General features: G+C 61.4%; 13 protein-coding genes. 6 read left to right on the forward strand and 7 right to left on the reverse strand.

Annotation, left to right across the window (positions count from 1 at the left end):
- Positions 1 to 75 precede the first annotated feature (75 nt).
- On the reverse strand, positions 76 to 1,590 hold the full coding sequence (pap, locus tag GH769_RS16045; RefSeq protein ID WP_014719262.1) for a polyphosphate:AMP phosphotransferase: 1,515 nt from the start codon (positions 1,588 to 1,590) through the stop codon (positions 76 to 78).
- Between the two features lie 154 nt (positions 1,591 to 1,744).
- Here pap and mnmC point away from each other — a divergent pair, with 154 nt between their 5' ends.
- The 5 genes from mnmC to GH769_RS16070 all read left to right on the forward strand — a co-directional run bounded on the left by mnmC (position 1,745) and on the right by GH769_RS16070 (position 9,023).
- A complete protein-coding gene (gene mnmC, locus GH769_RS16050; protein WP_032903732.1) occupies positions 1,745 to 3,745 on the forward strand; it encodes a bifunctional tRNA (5-methylaminomethyl-2-thiouridine)(34)-methyltransferase MnmD/FAD-dependent 5-carboxymethylaminomethyl-2-thiouridine(34) oxidoreductase MnmC in 2,001 nt (666 codons plus the stop codon).
- Between the two features lie 136 nt (positions 3,746 to 3,881).
- Positions 3,882 to 5,654: an N-acetylglutaminylglutamine amidotransferase gene (locus GH769_RS16055; RefSeq protein WP_032903733.1), complete on the forward strand. Its 1,773-nt coding sequence runs from the start codon at positions 3,882 to 3,884 to the stop codon at positions 5,652 to 5,654.
- 3 nt (positions 5,655 to 5,657) lie between these two features.
- Positions 5,658 to 7,403, forward strand: a complete 1,746-nt coding sequence (gene ngg, locus GH769_RS16060; RefSeq protein WP_032903734.1) for an N-acetylglutaminylglutamine synthetase — start codon at positions 5,658 to 5,660, stop codon at positions 7,401 to 7,403.
- A gap of 135 nt (positions 7,404 to 7,538) precedes the next feature.
- Positions 7,539 to 8,723 carry an osmoprotectant NAGGN system M42 family peptidase gene (locus GH769_RS16065; protein WP_014719266.1) on the forward strand — a complete coding sequence of 395 codons (1,185 nt, stop codon included), beginning with the start codon at positions 7,539 to 7,541 and terminating at the stop codon, positions 8,721 to 8,723.
- Between the two features lie 72 nt (positions 8,724 to 8,795).
- Positions 8,796 to 9,023 carry a YheU family protein gene (locus GH769_RS16070; RefSeq protein WP_003192759.1) on the forward strand — a complete coding sequence of 76 codons (228 nt, stop codon included), beginning with the start codon at positions 8,796 to 8,798 and terminating at the stop codon, positions 9,021 to 9,023.
- A 7-nt stretch (positions 9,024 to 9,030) separates the two neighbouring features.
- On the opposite strand, the gene csrA is transcribed toward GH769_RS16070, so the two are convergent.
- Together csrA and GH769_RS16080 are read right to left on the reverse strand one after the other, a co-directional pair.
- Positions 9,031 to 9,234: a carbon storage regulator CsrA gene (gene csrA / locus GH769_RS16075; RefSeq protein WP_014719267.1), complete on the reverse strand. Its 204-nt coding sequence runs from the start codon at positions 9,232 to 9,234 to the stop codon at positions 9,031 to 9,033.
- Positions 9,235 to 9,361: 127 nt separating this feature from the next.
- Positions 9,362 to 10,177 carry an SDR family oxidoreductase gene (locus GH769_RS16080; RefSeq protein ID WP_014719268.1) on the reverse strand — a complete coding sequence of 272 codons (816 nt, stop codon included), beginning with the start codon at positions 10,175 to 10,177 and terminating at the stop codon, positions 9,362 to 9,364.
- Positions 10,178 to 10,506: 329 nt separating this feature from the next.
- Here GH769_RS16080 and GH769_RS16085 point away from each other — a divergent pair, with 329 nt between their 5' ends.
- The gene (locus GH769_RS16085) at positions 10,507 to 10,659 is read left to right on the forward strand and encodes a DUF3309 family protein (protein ID WP_003192767.1); all 153 of its coding nucleotides are present in this window, start codon (positions 10,507 to 10,509) and stop codon (positions 10,657 to 10,659) included.
- Positions 10,660 to 10,758: 99 nt separating this feature from the next.
- On the opposite strand, the gene GH769_RS16090 is transcribed toward GH769_RS16085, so the two are convergent.
- From GH769_RS16090 to GH769_RS16105, 4 genes are all read right to left on the reverse strand, one after another.
- Positions 10,759 to 12,846: an LTA synthase family protein gene (locus GH769_RS16090; RefSeq protein ID WP_032903735.1), complete on the reverse strand. Its 2,088-nt coding sequence runs from the start codon at positions 12,844 to 12,846 to the stop codon at positions 10,759 to 10,761.
- A 409-nt stretch (positions 12,847 to 13,255) separates the two neighbouring features.
- Positions 13,256 to 13,447: a PLDc N-terminal domain-containing protein gene (locus GH769_RS16095; RefSeq protein ID WP_003192770.1), complete on the reverse strand. Its 192-nt coding sequence runs from the start codon at positions 13,445 to 13,447 to the stop codon at positions 13,256 to 13,258.
- Between the two features lie 67 nt (positions 13,448 to 13,514).
- Complete coding sequence (locus GH769_RS16100) at positions 13,515 to 14,045, reverse strand: hypothetical protein (protein ID WP_032903736.1); 531 nt, start codon at positions 14,043 to 14,045, stop codon at positions 13,515 to 13,517.
- A 41-nt stretch (positions 14,046 to 14,086) separates the two neighbouring features.
- Entirely contained in the window at positions 14,087 to 14,602 is a 516-nt protein-coding gene (locus GH769_RS16105; RefSeq protein WP_060767627.1) for an ankyrin repeat domain-containing protein, read from the reverse strand.
- Positions 14,603 to 14,607: the final 5 nt, after the last annotated feature.

Consider the following 14,607-nt stretch of genomic DNA (forward strand, 5'->3'; position numbering starts at 1 on the left):
TGGCCGACCGCGATGATCATTCACTGCGTGGATGCAAAAGCATGGACCGACGTGGGAAACGGTAAGCCCCTCAGGCTATTTCTTTTTCTTCTTGTCGTGCTTGTCGCTTTTATCAAATGCTTCTTCCAGCGCACGGTTGATGGTGCGCAGCACTTTGACCCGCGCCCAGCGCTTGTCGTTGGCCTCGACCAGAGTCCAAGGCGCCACCTCGGTGCTGGTGCGGTCAACCATGTCGCCCACCGCCGCGCGGTAGTCGTCCCACTTGTCGCGATTGCGCCAGTCGTCTTCAGTAATCTTGAAGCGCTTGAAGGGGATTTCTTCACGGGCCTGGAAGCGTTCCAGCTGCGTCTCCTTGTCGATGGCCAGCCAGAACTTGACCACGATCACGCCCGCATCGCGCAGTTGCTCTTCGAAGTCATTGATCTCGCCATAGGCGCGCATCCAGTCCGCTGGGGTACAGAAGCCTTCGATGCGCTCCACCAGCACGCGACCGTACCAAGAACGGTCAAACACGGTGAACATGCCGCGCGCCGGGATCTTCTGCCAGAACCGCCACAGATAAGGCTGGGCCCGTTCGTCTTCGCTGGGCGCGGCAATCGGCACGATGTGGTACTGGCGTGGGTCCAGTGCTGCCGCCACACGGCGGATCGCCCCGCCCTTGCCTGCCGCGTCGTTGCCCTCGAATACACTCACCAACGCGTGCTTGCGCATGCGTTTGTCGCGCATCAGCCCAGAGAAGCGCGCCTGCTCGGTAATCAGTTGTTCTTCGTAATCATCCTTGTCCAGGCGCAGGGTCATGTCGAGGCTGTCGAGCAGGCTCTTTTGGTCCACCGAGGCAAGCAACGGCGCCGGGTTCATGCCGCTGGCCTTGACCTTGGCCTGCTTCAGGGCACTTTGCAGCCCATCGAGCAGGATCTTGCCCACGGTCAGCCCACGGTAATGGGGGTCGACGCCTTCGATCACATGCCACGGCGCGTAATCGCGGCTGGTGCGGCGCAGCACACGCTCACCGAAATGCACGAACTTGTCGTAGGTCTTGGACTGCTGCCAGTCCAATGGGCTGATGCGCCAGCTGTGCAGCGGGTCGTCGGCCAAAGCCTTGAGGCGCGCCTTCATCTGTTTTTTGGACAGATGGAACCAGAACTTGAAGATCAGCGCACCTTCATCGCAGAGCATCTTTTCCAGACGTTCGGCGCCGGCAATGGCCTGGTCCAGCCGCGCATCCTTGATCTGCCCATGCACGCGGCCTTGGAGCATCTGGCTGTACCAGTTGCCGAAGAAAATGCCCATGCGGCCCTTGGCCGGCAGTTGCCGCCAGTAGCGCCAGGCCGGTGGGCGCGCCAGTTCTTCGTCGGTCTGCTGGTCGAAGGTGCGCACTTCGATCAGGCGCGGGTCCATCCATTCATTGAGCAGCTTGACGGTTTCACCCTTGCCCGCGCCCTCGATGCCGTTGATGAGGATGATCACCGGGAAGCGCTTCTGCTGTTGCAGCTCGTACTGAACTTCCAGCAAGGCTTCACGCAGGGCTGGCACCTCGGCGTCGTAGGTGTCTTTGTCGATGGCGTGACCGATTTCGGCGGATTCGAACATGGGCAGCTCCGTTTCAAGATGGCTCAAGACTAGCGGATTGGGCCAAGACACGCGCAAGGAAATACACCCCAGCCTTGCCATGGATCAATTCAACGCCTGTTGATCGGCTAGAATGGCCGCCTTGTCTTTGCCCGCTTTCATTTTATGAGCCGCCATGAACCCCATCACCCACGCCCAGCTCGACTGGGATGATCAAGGCCGCCCGCATTCGCGGGTATTCGACGACGTGTATTTTTCCGACCAGTCGGGCCTGGAAGAAACCCGCTACGTGTTCCTGGAGCAGAACCGCTTGCAGGAACGCTTCGCCGCCTTGCCAACAGGTGGGCGCCTGGTGATTGGCGAGACCGGCTTCGGCACCGGTTTGAACTTCCTCTGCGCCTGGCAGTTGTTCGAACAGCACGCAGTCGCCGGTGCGCGGCTGCACTTTGTCAGCGTGGAAAAATACCCCCTCAGCCATGCCGACCTGCAACGCGCCCTCGCCCTCTGGCCCGAACTGCAACCCTTGGCCGAGCAACTGCTGACGCAATACATTGCCATCCACCAGGGTTTCCAGCGCCTGGTACTGGACAATGGCCGCGTGACCCTGACCCTGTTGATCGGCGATGCGCTGGAACAGTTGCCGCAACTGGACGCCCAGGTCGATGCATGGTTTCTCGACGGGTTCGCCCCGGCGAAAAACCCCGACATGTGGACCGCTGAGCTGTTCGCCCAACTGGCGCGCCTGGCGGCACCGGGCTCGACCATCAGCACCTTCACCAGCACCGGCTGGGTAAGGCGGCTGATCAATGCCGCCGGGTTCAAGATGAAACGCACGCCGGGCATCGGCCATAAATGGGAGATCCTGCGTGGGGAGTTTGTCGGTTGGCCCGCCGACTTACCCGCGCTGGCCCCACGTAAACCCTGGTTCGCCCGACCACCCGCCATCAAGGATGAACGCCACGCCCTGGTCATCGGCGGTGGCCTGGCCGGTTGCGCGACTGCCGCCAGCCTGGCCGCCCGGGGTTGGCGTGTCAGTCTTCTGGAGCGCCACGCCGGCCTGGCACAGGAAGCTTCGGGCAACCCACAGGGTGTGTTGTACCTCAAGCTTTCGGCCCATGGCACGGCCTTGTCCCAACTGATAGTCAGCGGTTTTGGCCACACCCGACGCCTGCTGGAACATTTGCACCGAGGTGTCGATTGGGACGGCTGTGGCGTGTTGCAACTGGCGTTTGACGCCAAAGAGATCCAGCGTCAGGCTCAATTGGCAAACGCCTTTGCTCCGGACCTGCTGCATCTGCTGGACCGCGAGCAAGCGCAGCAAAAGGCGGGAATCGAACTGGCCCACGGCGGGTTGTTTTTTCCACAGGGCGGTTGGGTGCATCCGCCCGCGCTGTGCCAGTGGCAGGCCAAACATCCACTGATTGAAGTGCTCACCCACCACGAGGCACTGGAACTGCACCGGCTCGACGACCAATGGCAAGCCCGCGCCGGTGACCGCGTACTGGCCAGCGCCGGTGTCGTGGTGCTCGCCGGGGCTGCGGAGATCAAGCGTTTCCCCTTCAGTGCAGACATACCGCTCAAGCGCATCCGTGGGCAGATCACTCGGCTGGCGCAAACCTGCGCGAGTAAAGCGCTGGCCACGGTGGTCTGTGCCGAAGGCTACGTCGCGCCGGCCCGGCTTGGCGAACACACCTTGGGCGCGAGTTTCGACTTCAACAATCAAGACCTCACGCCCACGCCCGCCGAACACCATGGCAACCTGCAGATGCTGGGTGAGATTTCTACCGACCTGCTGCAACGCCTGGGTGCTGATCGCTTGACACCCGAACAGCTGGAGGGCCGTGCCGCGTTTCGTTGTACCAGCCCTGACTACCTGCCCATCGTTGGGCCACTGGCTGACCATGCGGCGTTTGAGCAGGCTTATGCGGTACTGGGCAAAGACGCCCGGCAAGTGCCGCAAACGCCCTGCCCGTGGCTGCCGGGGCTGTTTCTCAATAGCGGCCATGGCTCGCGTGGCCTGATCACTGCGCCGTTGTGCGGCGAACTGCTGGCTGCATGGCTGAGTGATGAGCCCCTGCCCGTGCCCACCAGCGTGGCCGAGGCTTGCCACCCCAATCGATTTGCCCTGCGCGCGTTGGTGCGAGGCCAGGGCGCTGCACAAAAAAAGCCGGATTAAAGGCAAGGCGGCGATCTGGCTTATAACTTATCGGTCTAAAACTCCACGCATAGCACTGGGTCAGTTTCTGGGTACGCGCCCTTTTGGGCGTATTGAGTGTTGACCCCTCCCCAACGGAAAAACCGGTAAGGAACTTATGTGTGGATTAGCTGGCGAGTTACGCTTTGATCATCAACCTGCCGACCTGGCAGCCGTAGAACGCATCACCCATCACCTCGCCCCCCGAGGCCCCGACGCCTGGGGTTTTCATGCCCAAGGGCCGATTGCCCTGGGCCACCGCCGCCTGAAAATCATGGACCTGTCGGACGGCTCTGCCCAACCGATGGTCGACGCCCATCTGGGGCTGTCCCTGGCGTTCAATGGCGCTATCTATAATTTCCCGGAGCTGCGCCAAGAATTGGAAGCCCTGGGTTACGCCTTCTATTCCGGTGGCGACACCGAAGTGCTGCTCAAGGGCTACCACGCCTGGGGCGAAGCGCTGCTGCCCAAGCTCAACGGCATGTTCGCCTTTGCCATTTGGGAGCGTGATGCGCAGCGCCTGTTCATCGCCCGCGACCGTCTGGGGGTCAAACCTCTGTACCTGTCGCGCACCGGCCAACGCCTGCGCTTTGCCTCGGCGCTACCCGCGTTGCTCAAGGGCGGCGACATCAACCCGATCCTCGATCCGGTGGCGCTCAACCATTACCTGAATTTCCACGCCGTGGTCCCCGCGCCGCGCACGCTGTTGGCCGGCATCGAAAAGCTGCCGCCCGCCAGCTGGATGCGCATCGACGCCAGCGGCAAGACTGAACAGAAAACCTGGTGGACCCTGCCCTACGGCCCCCATGAGGACGAAAAACACCTGACCCTGGAAGACTGGACCGACCGCGTGCTCGACAGCACCCGCGAAGCCGTGGCCATCCGCCAACGTGCGGCGGTGGATGTGGGTGTGCTGCTGTCAGGCGGCGTCGATTCGAGCATGCTCGTCGGCCTGCTGCGTGAAGTGGGCGTGGAGGATTTGTCGACCTTCTCCATCGGCTTTGAAGACGCCGGCGGCGAACGTGGCGATGAGTTCCAGTACTCAGACCTGATCGCCAAACACTACGGCACCCATCACCACCAACTGCGCATCGCCGAAAGCGAGATCATCGAGCAACTGCCGGCCGCCTTCCGCGCCATGAGCGAGCCGATGGTCAGCCATGACTGCATCGCCTTCTACCTGCTGTCGCGGGAAGTGGCCAAGCATTGCAAAGTGGTGCAGAGCGGCCAGGGCGCCGATGAACTGTTCGCCGGTTACCACTGGTACCCACAAGTGGACGGTGCCAGCGACCCGTACGCGGCCTACCGCGAGGCGTTTTTCGACCGCAGCTACGACGACTACGCGGCGACCGTCGCGCCCCAATGGCTGACCGCCAACGACGCTGCCGGCGACTTCGTGCGCGAGCATTTCGCGATGCCGGGCGCCGAGGCGGCGGTGGACAAGGCCCTGCGCCTGGACAGCACGGTGATGCTGGTGGACGACCCGGTCAAACGCGTCGACAACATGACCATGGCCTGGGGCCTGGAAGCGCGCACACCGTTCCTCGACTACCGCCTGGTAGAACTGTCGGCCCGTGTGCCGGCCCAGTTCAAGCTGCCCGACGGCGGCAAACAGGTGCTCAAGGAAGCGGCGCGTCGGGTGATCCCCAGCGAAGTCATCGACCGCAAGAAAGGCTACTTCCCCGTGCCCGGCCTCAAGCACCTGCAGGGCGATACCTTGAATTGGGTGCGCGAGTTGCTGCTGGACCCGAGCCAGGACCGCGGGCTGTTCAACCCGGCCATGCTCGACCGCTTGCTCACCGACCCGCAAGGCCAATTGACCCCGCTGCGCGGCTCCAAGCTGTGGCAGCTGGCGGCGCTGAACCTGTGGCTGAGCGAACAAGGAATCTGATCCATGAAACCGAATGCCGCGGCTTACAGCCAACGCTTACTCAAGGGCCAGGCGCCGACCTACGAGCGCCTGCAAGCGCGCCTGGCCGAAGATGGCAGCGCACTGGCCGCCGACCCGATTGCCGTGCATTGCGGCTGGGGCCGGTTGTTGATTGGCCACACCTTTCCCGACCCGGCAAGCCTGGCCCAGGAACTGCTCAACGAGCAGCCTGGCGAGCGCGATATCGCCCTGTACGTGGCAGCGCCCCAGCAAATCCTGGGCATTGACCCGCAGCAACTGTTCCTCGACCCGTCCGACACCCTGCGCCTGTGGTTCACCGACTACCGCCCGGCCACCCGGGTGTTTCGCGGCTTTCGTATTCGCCGGGTGCAGAGCGAGGCCGACTGGCAAGCGGTCAACCACCTGTACCAGGGCCGCGGGATGCTGCCTGTCGACCCGGAACGCCTCACCCCACGTCATCAAGGCGGCCCGGTTTACTGGCTGGCCGAAGACGAAGACAGCGGCGCGGTGATTGGCAGCGTGATGGGCCTCAACCATCACAAGGCCTTCCACGACCCGGAGAACGGTTGCAGCCTCTGGTGTTTGGCCGTCGACCCTCAATGCACCCGCCCTGGCGTCGGTGAAGTGTTGGTGCGCCACTTGGTGGAGCACTTCATGAGCCGAGGCTTGAGCTACCTGGACTTGTCGGTGCTGCACGATAACCGCCAGGCCAAGAGCCTTTACGCCAAGCTGGGCTTTCGGGCGTTGACCACCTTTGCAATCAAGCGCAAGAACGGCATCAATCAACCGCTGTTTCTGGGCCCGGGGCCGCAGGCGGAGTTCAACCCTTACGCGCGCATCATTGTCGAAGAAGCCCACCGACGCGGTATTGATGTGCACGTTGACGACGCCGATGCGGGCCTGTTCACCCTCAGCCACGGCGGGCGTCGCGTGCGTTGTCGTGAGTCCCTGAGCGACCTGACCAGCGCCATCAGCATGACCCTGTGCCAGGACAAGAGCCTGACCCACAAGGTGCTCAAGGCGGCGGGCCTGCAGGTGCCGGTGCAACAGTTGGCGGGCAGTGCCGACGACAACCTGGAGTTTCTCGACGAACACCAGCGCATCGTGGTCAAGCCGCTGGATGGCGAGCAAGGCCATGGCGTCGCAGTGGATCTGCGCAGCATCGAAGACGTGCAGCAGGCGATCGAAGCGGCGCGCCAGTTCGACAGCCGCGTGTTGCTGGAAAGCTTCCACGAAGGCCTGGACCTGCGGATTCTGGTGATCGGTTTTGAAGTGGTCGCGGCAGCGATTCGTCGCCCTGCCGAAGTGATCGGCGACGGCCAGCATTCGATTCGCGCGTTGATCCAGGCGCAAAGCCGTCGTCGCCAGGCGGCCACCGACGGCGAGAGCAAAATCCCGCTGGATGCAGAAACCGAGCGCACCCTCAAAGCCGCAGGTTACGACTACAACAGCATCCTGCCCCGTGGCGTGCAACTGGCCGTGCGACGCACCGCCAACCTGCACACCGGGGGTTGCCTGGAAGATGTCACGGCGATCCTGCACCCGACACTGGTGGACGCAGCCGTACGTGCGGCCCGTGCCCTGGATATCCCTATGGTCGGCCTGGACCTGATGGTACCTGCGGCCGACCAGCCAGAGTATGTGTTTATCGAAGCCAACGAACGGGCCGGCCTGGCCAACCATGAACCGCAACCCACGGCTGAGAAGTTTGTGGATTTGTTGTTCCCACACAGTCAGCCAGCTACCTGACTACCGATCGTTCCCACGCTCCGCGTGGGAATGCAGCCTGTGATGCTCTGCGTCACCACAGCGGACGCAAAGCGTCCCTGAGGCGTTCCCACGCAGAGCGTGGGAACGATCGCCCTCAACTCATCAGGAGTTTCCATGACCCGAACCATTCCCGAACCCGATCTCGCGTACCTGCAAAAAGTGCTGCTGGAAATGCTCGCCATTCCCAGCCCCACCGGTTTTACCGACACCATCGTGCGCTACGTCGCCGAGCGCCTGGAAGAACTCGGCATCCCGTTTGAAATGACCCGGCGCGGCACCATTCGCGCCACCCTCAAGGGCCAGAAAAACAGCCCTGACCGCGCCGTCTCCGCCCACCTGGACACCATCGGCGCCGCCGTGCGTGCGATCAAGGACAACGGGCGCCTGACCCTGGCGCCGGTGGGCTGCTGGTCGAGCCGCTTTGCCGAAGGTAGCCGGGTCAGCCTGTTCACCGACAACGGCGTGATTCGCGGCAGCGTATTACCGCTGATGGCCTCCGGGCACGCATTCAACACCGCCGTGGATGAAATGCCGGTGAGCTGGGACCATGTCGAGCTGCGCCTGGACGCCTACTGCGCCACGCGTGCCGACTGCGACTCCCTGGGCATCAGTGTGGGTGACTACGTGGCGTTCGACCCACTGCCCGAGTTCACCGAGAGCGGGCATATCAGCGCTCGCCACCTGGACGACAAGGCCGGCGTCGCCGCCCTGCTCGCCGCGCTCAAGGCCATCGTCGACAGTGGCGAACCCTTGCTGATCGACTGCCACCCGCTGTTCACCATTACCGAGGAAACCGGCAGTGGCGCAGCGGCCGCCCTGCCCTGGGATGTGAGTGAGTTTGTCGGCATCGATATCGCCCCGGTCGCCCCCGGCCAGCACTCCAGCGAACATGCGGTGAGCGTGGCCATGCAGGACTCCGGCGGGCCCTATGACTATCACCTGTCCCGCCACTTGCTGCGCCTGGCGTCGGACAACGACCTGCCGGTACGCCGCGATCTGTTCCGCTATTACTTCAGCGATGCGCACTCGGCGGTCACCGCCGGCCATGACATTCGCACTGCATTACTGGCCTTCGGTTGTGACGCCACCCATGGTTACGAGCGTACCCATATCGACAGCCTCGCCGCCCTGAGCCGCTTGTTGGGCGCCTATATCCTCAGCCCGCCGGTGTTTGCCAGCGATGCGCAACCGGCCCAGGGCTCACTGGATCGGTTCAGTCATCAGATCGAGCATGAAACGCAAATGGAGAGCGACACCCGCGTGCCGTCGGTGGACAGCCTGGTCGGCCAGAAGTCCTGACGCGGTGAGTTGATACTGGCAACAAAGGTCCCGGCACAGTAGCATCGCCGGGACCTGACACCTGAGGCTTGTATGCTGATTCCCTACGATGCACTTGAAGTCGACACCCTGACCCGCCTCATCGAAGACTTCGTCACCCGCGACGGCACCGACAATGGCGACGACACGCCCCTGGAAACCCGCGTGCTGCGCGTGCGCCAGGCGCTGACCAAAGGCCAGGCGCTGATCGTCTTCGATCCCGAGAGCGAGCAATGCCAGTTGATGCTCAAGCACGATGTGCCCAAGCACCTGTTCGACTGAAGCCTGCCTAAGGGTTGGGCACCGGCACGGGGTGGGTAGCCTGGCCCTCGCCTTTGAGAATCTTGCGGTACACCTCGGCACGGTACACGTTGACGCCCACCGGCGCCTCGATGCCGAATTTCACGTGAGTACCGTTCACTTCAAGGATATGCACGGTGATGTCATCGCCAATGGCGATGGCTTCGCCTATAGCACGGCTTAAGACCAGCATGGCGGTAGTCCTTTTCCAGTAACAGGACCTCGACCATGCCCCCTTCGCGCTGGACCGACAATGGCTTGCGGGCAAATCAGGCATCTCCTACACAGGTAGGTAATTTGCCTGACAGACCCCAGTCAAATCAGGCCTTAACAGCCTGCGCCTTGGCGCGCATCTTGTCGGCCATCAGGGTCATTTCGTCATACAGCAGTTGCGGATTTTTTTGCTTCAACGCCCAAGCCATGCGGCCTTGCTCGTGGGGCAGGATCATGAATTCGCCTTCGGCCACGCGCTGGTAAATGTAGTCGGCAATATCCGCCGCCGAGATGGGCGAACTCTCAAGCAACTTGCCCACTTGAGCCTTCATGGCTGGGGTTGGCCCACGGAATGAGTCGAGCAGGTTGGTCTGGAAAAACGACGGGCACACCACATGCACGCCCACTTCCTGTTGCTTGAGTTCCACCAACAGGCTTTCGGATAACGCCACCACACCCGCCTTGGCCACGTTGTAGTTGCTCATGGCCGGGCCCTGCATCAGCGCTGCCATTGACGCGATGTTGATGATGCGCCCCTTGCTCTTTTCCAACAGCGGCAGGAACGCCTTGCAGCCTTTGACGACGCCCATCAGGTTGATTGCGATCTGCCAGTCCCAATCCTCCAGGGACAGTTCAGCGAAGAACCCGCCCGAGGCCACGCCGGCGTTATTGACGATCACATCGATGCCCCCGAGCTTCACCTCACAGGCCTGGGCAAAGGCCGTTAGCTGGCTGTAGTCACGCACGTCGCAGCGCTGGGTAAAGCCATCCCCCCCGGCTTCGCGAACCTGCTTGAGGGTTTCCTGCAAACCGGGCTCGCTGACATCAGACAACGCCAACTGCCAGCCTTCACGGGCCCAGCGCAGAGCGATTTCGCGACCCAGGCCAGACCCGGCGCCAGTGATCATCATGCGGTTTTGCATAGGAAGTAGCCTTGTGGTTCACGAAAGAAGTGACCGGCAGTGTAGCGAAGGTTTTTGCTCTACCCACGCACCATCAGGGTGATGAATGCCCCGGGCAAACCGTGGGCTCGGTCGCAGGCGTGCCTATAGATTAAGTTCAATTTTTTTCAACTGATTAGTTCAAGTTGCGCACGCGTTAAAAGAAATAAGCGACCCATCAAAATGTTTTATAAAAACAATGAATTTTTTACGAAGTGGCAGAGTCGGAATGGGTAAGGCGTCCCACTGTACATGGACGAACCAACGGTTAAACAGCCGGTTTTTGCAAAGAACCTATAAGGAATAAAACCATGAGCCTCATTCTGATTATTATCCTGATCCTGCTGCTGGTCGGTGGTCTGCCGGTGTTCCCGCACTCGCGTAACTGGGGTTATGGACCGTCGGGTATCCTGGGTGTGGTACTGGTTGTTCTGCTGGTGCTGTTGTTGCTCGGCAAGATATAAACACCGCGCTACGGTGTTTGTCGGAGCGAGCAAGCGCTCCTACAATTGAGAAGCAAAAAAAGAGGCCTTCTAGAAGGCCTCTTTTTTATTGTCGGTCAGTTAGTCCGGCTTACCGTCCACGACACCTGCGGTATTATCCAACAAGCTCTTGGTCGCGGTCTGCAGGAACGACTCGAGTTTCTGCTTGAGTGCAGCTTCGTCCGGCGACTCCGGAATCACCTTGCCAGTCGGCTCGGCGCCCAGTGTGTATTCCCACAACTTGGGTGGCATTTCCTTGGGCAATACCAGTACGCGGTCGCCGGTGAGCAAGGCCACGGTCTGGTCGCTGCCCGATGGCTTGATCACGCCGAAACCCTTGTCACCTTCGGGCAGGTTCAGCAGGTCGCGGCCCCAGCACTGGTGCAAGGTATCGCCGCCCAGGCGGCCCATGATGGTCGGCACGATGTCGATCTGGGTGCCCACAGTGTGGTCACGCTCACCGAACTTCTCGCGCATGCCCGGTGCAATCATCAGCATCGGCACGTTGAAGCGACCCAGGTCCATCTCGGTGATCTGCTGCTCATTGCCAAAGCCGTGGTCACCGACGATCACAAACAGGGTTTCCTTGAAGTACGGCTCTTTGCGGGCCTTTTCAAAGAACTGGCCCAAGGCCCAGTCGGAGTAACGCATGGCCGTCAAATGCTCGTTGAGGCTGCCACGGTCGGTGACCTTCTCAACCGGCAATGGAGTCGGCAATGCGTACGGCGTGTGGTTGGACAGGGTTTGCAGCAGTGCGTAGAACGGCTTGCCGCCTTCGCGCGCCTTCAGTTCTTCCAGGCCACGGTTGAACATGTCCTGGTCGGACACGCCCCAGGTCGGGTCGGAGAACACCGGGTCGACGAAGTCATTGCGGCCGATGAAGTTGGTCATGCCCTGGTTGCTGAAGAAGCCCGACTGGTTGTCCCAGGCGAAATCGCCGTTGTAGACATACACATCGTCGAAATCACGCGCACTGAGCAACTGCGGCAGGCCCGACAGCTTGTGGCTGCCTTCCGGGGTCTGCATCAGGTATTCGAAACCCGGCAGGTTCGGGAAGCAGGCCATGGTGGCGAACATACCCTGGTGGGTGTGGGTGCCGTTGGAGAAGAAGCGGTCGAACAGCAGGCCCTCTTGGGTCAGCTTGTCGAAGTACGGGGTGATATTGCCCGGACGTCCCAATGCGCCAACCGAGTGACCGGCGAAGCTTTCCATCAGGATCACCACGACGTTCTTGATCGGCAGGGTTTTCTCGTCCGGTGGCGTGAAGTCACGGCGCACGGCAGCGGTGTCGGTGTCTACCAGCTTCTCTTGCGGCAGCACCAGCATGTCGCGCACGGTCTGGGTGGCCAGTGGTTGTTCCAGGGTCGCCTTCCAGATGTTGGCGCGGTCCTCACCGAAGCGCGCCTTGGCCGCCGCGATCAGCGACAAGGTGCCATTGAGGCCCAACTGGTTGGCGAAGTTCGAGTCAGTGGTGTAGACGTCACCCCAACGCAGCGGTGGCCCTTGGCGCAGGGTGCCACGGATGGCAACCACGGCAACCAGCAGGCAAACCATGAACACTGCGATGCGGCTGTACCACGGCGCCACTTGGCGGGTGCTGACAGTGCCGCCGCTGAACGGGCCCCGTGGGCGCGTTGCGCGGTCAGCGCCCTTGAAGGCCATGCTCAGGATCAGCGTGCCCACGGCCCAGGCCAGCAGGTAACGCACCACCGGGAAACCGTACCAGAGCATGCTCATCACGGTTTTCGGGTCTTCCTTCACATACTGGAAGACCAGGCCGTTGAGGCGCTGGTGGAATTCGCGGTAGAAGTCCATCTCCATCAAGCCCAGGAACAAGGCGATGCTGGACGCGACGGTCAGCCACAAACGGAAGAACCCGCGCGCCGCCATGGCCCGCACGCTGAACAGCGCCAACAGCAGCGGAATCAGCAGGTACATCACCAGGCGAATGTCCAGGCGCAGGCCGTTGGCAAACGCTTCAAGGAACGTCGAGGCCGGCGTATCGAGGATCATCTCGCGGTTGTAGACCAGCAACGCCAGGCGCAGCAGGGAAAACATCACCATCATGACCAATGCGCAGAGCAGCGTGTACGCCAGATGGGATTTGACGGTCGGTTGCAGCAGGCGATTTGAAGCTCGCTGCTGATTCAGGGCGTCCGGGTTTGCCATGTCGTTTTAGGACCCATTGGAAGTTTAAGTTGCGAAATAATGCAGTGGCGTCCGTCCCTCGCCCAGGCTGGCTGGGGTAGGCGGTTAACGCGGTGGCACAAATGGTGCCCGATCGAGGCCGGCAAGGCTATTAATTACTGAACGTAAGGCACGACCCTGCCTTTAAGGGCACTGGAGATAGAGCCCTGGCAGCCGGATAAAGCCGGCGAATTGTCTTGGATGGGATGTGAAAATTTCGTGCGGCGAATAGTTTCGACACACAAATTTAATTAACGCCGTAAACCCCACTGTGGGAGCAGGCTTGCCTGCGATAGCGGTGTGTCAACCAAAACAATGCAAGCTGACCCACCGCTATCGCAGGCAAGCCAGCTCCCACATTGACTGTGCCCGCTCCAAATCGGGTGGGTCGTCAGATCCGCACGTTACCGCGCGGCCCGGCGATAGCCCAGATGATCAGGCCCAGCACTGGCAACAGCAGGATCAACAGGATCCACAGCACTTTGGCGCCGGTGCTGGCGCCGCTTTTGAACACGTTAATGATTGCCCAGATATCCAGCGCGAGGATGATCAGGCCAATCAGACTATTAAACGTGGAACCCATGGTGTCGCTCCTAAGTGAGGGCATGCACTTGTAGGATAGTCAGCCTTGGCGCGGGTTCCGTTTTATTTCAGACGTGTACGGCAATCTTCAAGGCTTCCAATGATGGTTCGGCCTTGATGCCGACTTCGGCACACAGTTCCAGTACCCGCGCCAGGTCGTTGCCGAACACCAGCACTGCCTGGATCTCGTCGTCCAGCAACTGGCTGAAGTTCATCAGCACATAACCGCCGTCTTCCGGGCTCAGGGCGCTCATCTGGATCTGGATGCGGTTGAGCGCGGTCAGGTCTTCGGTCTTGGCCAGTTGCTTGGGCTTGAGGTTGAACGCCACGCCCGGACCGAACGACGCGACGATCTGGGCAAACAGGTCGCCATAGGTATCGGCCTGGAACAACACCGTGTCTGGCAGGCTACCGACCACCACCCACTCTCCCAGCGGAATCGGGAAACTGTCGTCGTAGTTGATATCCGGATTGGCCGCCAGGAACGCCGCCGGGTCCGCGTAGGCCTGGGCCGCTTCGTCGGCAATACGCGCTACTTCATCCTCCCCCATGACGCCGGCGCTGATTTTGCTGATGAGTTCGACGAGGGCGGTTTTCATGGGGCGATCCTGTAACGGGCAAGTTTTGAAGGGCGCGTAGCCTACACCAGTTTCTGCAACTGCGCCGCCGTATCCACCGCGCCCATGGTCTGCGCCGCGGCCAGTGCCGTCGCGCCTTGTGCATCGGTGGCCTTGGGGTTTGCGCCTTTACCGAGCAGGTAATCAACCATGTCAACGCGGTTGAACATCGCCGCCATCATCAAGGCCGTACGCCCGTCCGAGGAGGCCGCCTCAACCGGCGTGCCGCCTTCGATCAACGCCTGCACCACCGGCAGGTTGCCTTTGAACGCCGCCCCGGCAATCGGCAACTGGTTCTTGTCGTTGGCAATCAATGGGTCGGCCTTGAACTCCAGCAGCACTTTGACCGCCTCGGCATGGCCGTGGTACGCCGCAAGCATCAACAGGGTGTCGCCATTGTGATTACGAAAGTTGGCCGGCAGGCCTTTCGCCAACAATGCGGCAAGCATGGCGGCGTCGCCGCGTCGGGCGACGTCAAAGACTTGCTCGGCAAACTCGGCGGCTTCGTCTTCGGTCATTTGTTTAGGCTGATCTGACATGGGGG

The sequence above is a fragment of the Pseudomonas sp. CFSAN084952 genome (assembly GCF_009648855.1).
GTDB classification, from domain to species: Bacteria; Pseudomonadota; Gammaproteobacteria; order Pseudomonadales; family Pseudomonadaceae; genus Aquipseudomonas; species Aquipseudomonas paracarnis.

Excerpts from the sequence above, each read along its gene's own strand:
- GH769_RS16085 (WP_003192767.1), top strand. The coding sequence starts at position 10,507 with ATGAGCCTCATTCTGATTATTATCCTGATCCTGCTGCTGGTCGGTGGT.
- GH769_RS16095 (WP_003192770.1), bottom strand. The coding sequence starts at position 13,447 with ATGGGTTCCACGTTTAATAGTCTGATTGGCCTGATCATCCTCGCGCTG.
- mnmC (WP_032903732.1), top strand. The coding sequence starts at position 1,745 with ATGAACCCCATCACCCACGCCCAGCTCGACTGGGATGATCAAGGCCGC.
- GH769_RS16105 (WP_060767627.1), bottom strand. The coding sequence starts at position 14,602 with ATGTCAGATCAGCCTAAACAAATGACCGAAGACGAAGCCGCCGAGTTT.
- GH769_RS16080 (WP_014719268.1), bottom strand. The coding sequence starts at position 10,177 with ATGCAAAACCGCATGATGATCACTGGCGCCGGGTCTGGCCTGGGTCGC.
- pap (WP_014719262.1), bottom strand. The coding sequence starts at position 1,590 with ATGTTCGAATCCGCCGAAATCGGTCACGCCATCGACAAAGACACCTAC.
- ngg (WP_032903734.1), top strand. The coding sequence starts at position 5,658 with ATGAAACCGAATGCCGCGGCTTACAGCCAACGCTTACTCAAGGGCCAG.
- GH769_RS16090 (WP_032903735.1), bottom strand. The coding sequence starts at position 12,846 with ATGGCAAACCCGGACGCCCTGAATCAGCAGCGAGCTTCAAATCGCCTG.
- GH769_RS16065 (WP_014719266.1), top strand. The coding sequence starts at position 7,539 with ATGACCCGAACCATTCCCGAACCCGATCTCGCGTACCTGCAAAAAGTG.
- csrA (WP_014719267.1), bottom strand. The coding sequence starts at position 9,234 with ATGCTGGTCTTAAGCCGTGCTATAGGCGAAGCCATCGCCATTGGCGAT.
- GH769_RS16100 (WP_032903736.1), bottom strand. The coding sequence starts at position 14,045 with ATGAAAACCGCCCTCGTCGAACTCATCAGCAAAATCAGCGCCGGCGTC.
- GH769_RS16070 (WP_003192759.1), top strand. The coding sequence starts at position 8,796 with ATGCTGATTCCCTACGATGCACTTGAAGTCGACACCCTGACCCGCCTC.
- GH769_RS16055 (WP_032903733.1), top strand. The coding sequence starts at position 3,882 with ATGTGTGGATTAGCTGGCGAGTTACGCTTTGATCATCAACCTGCCGAC.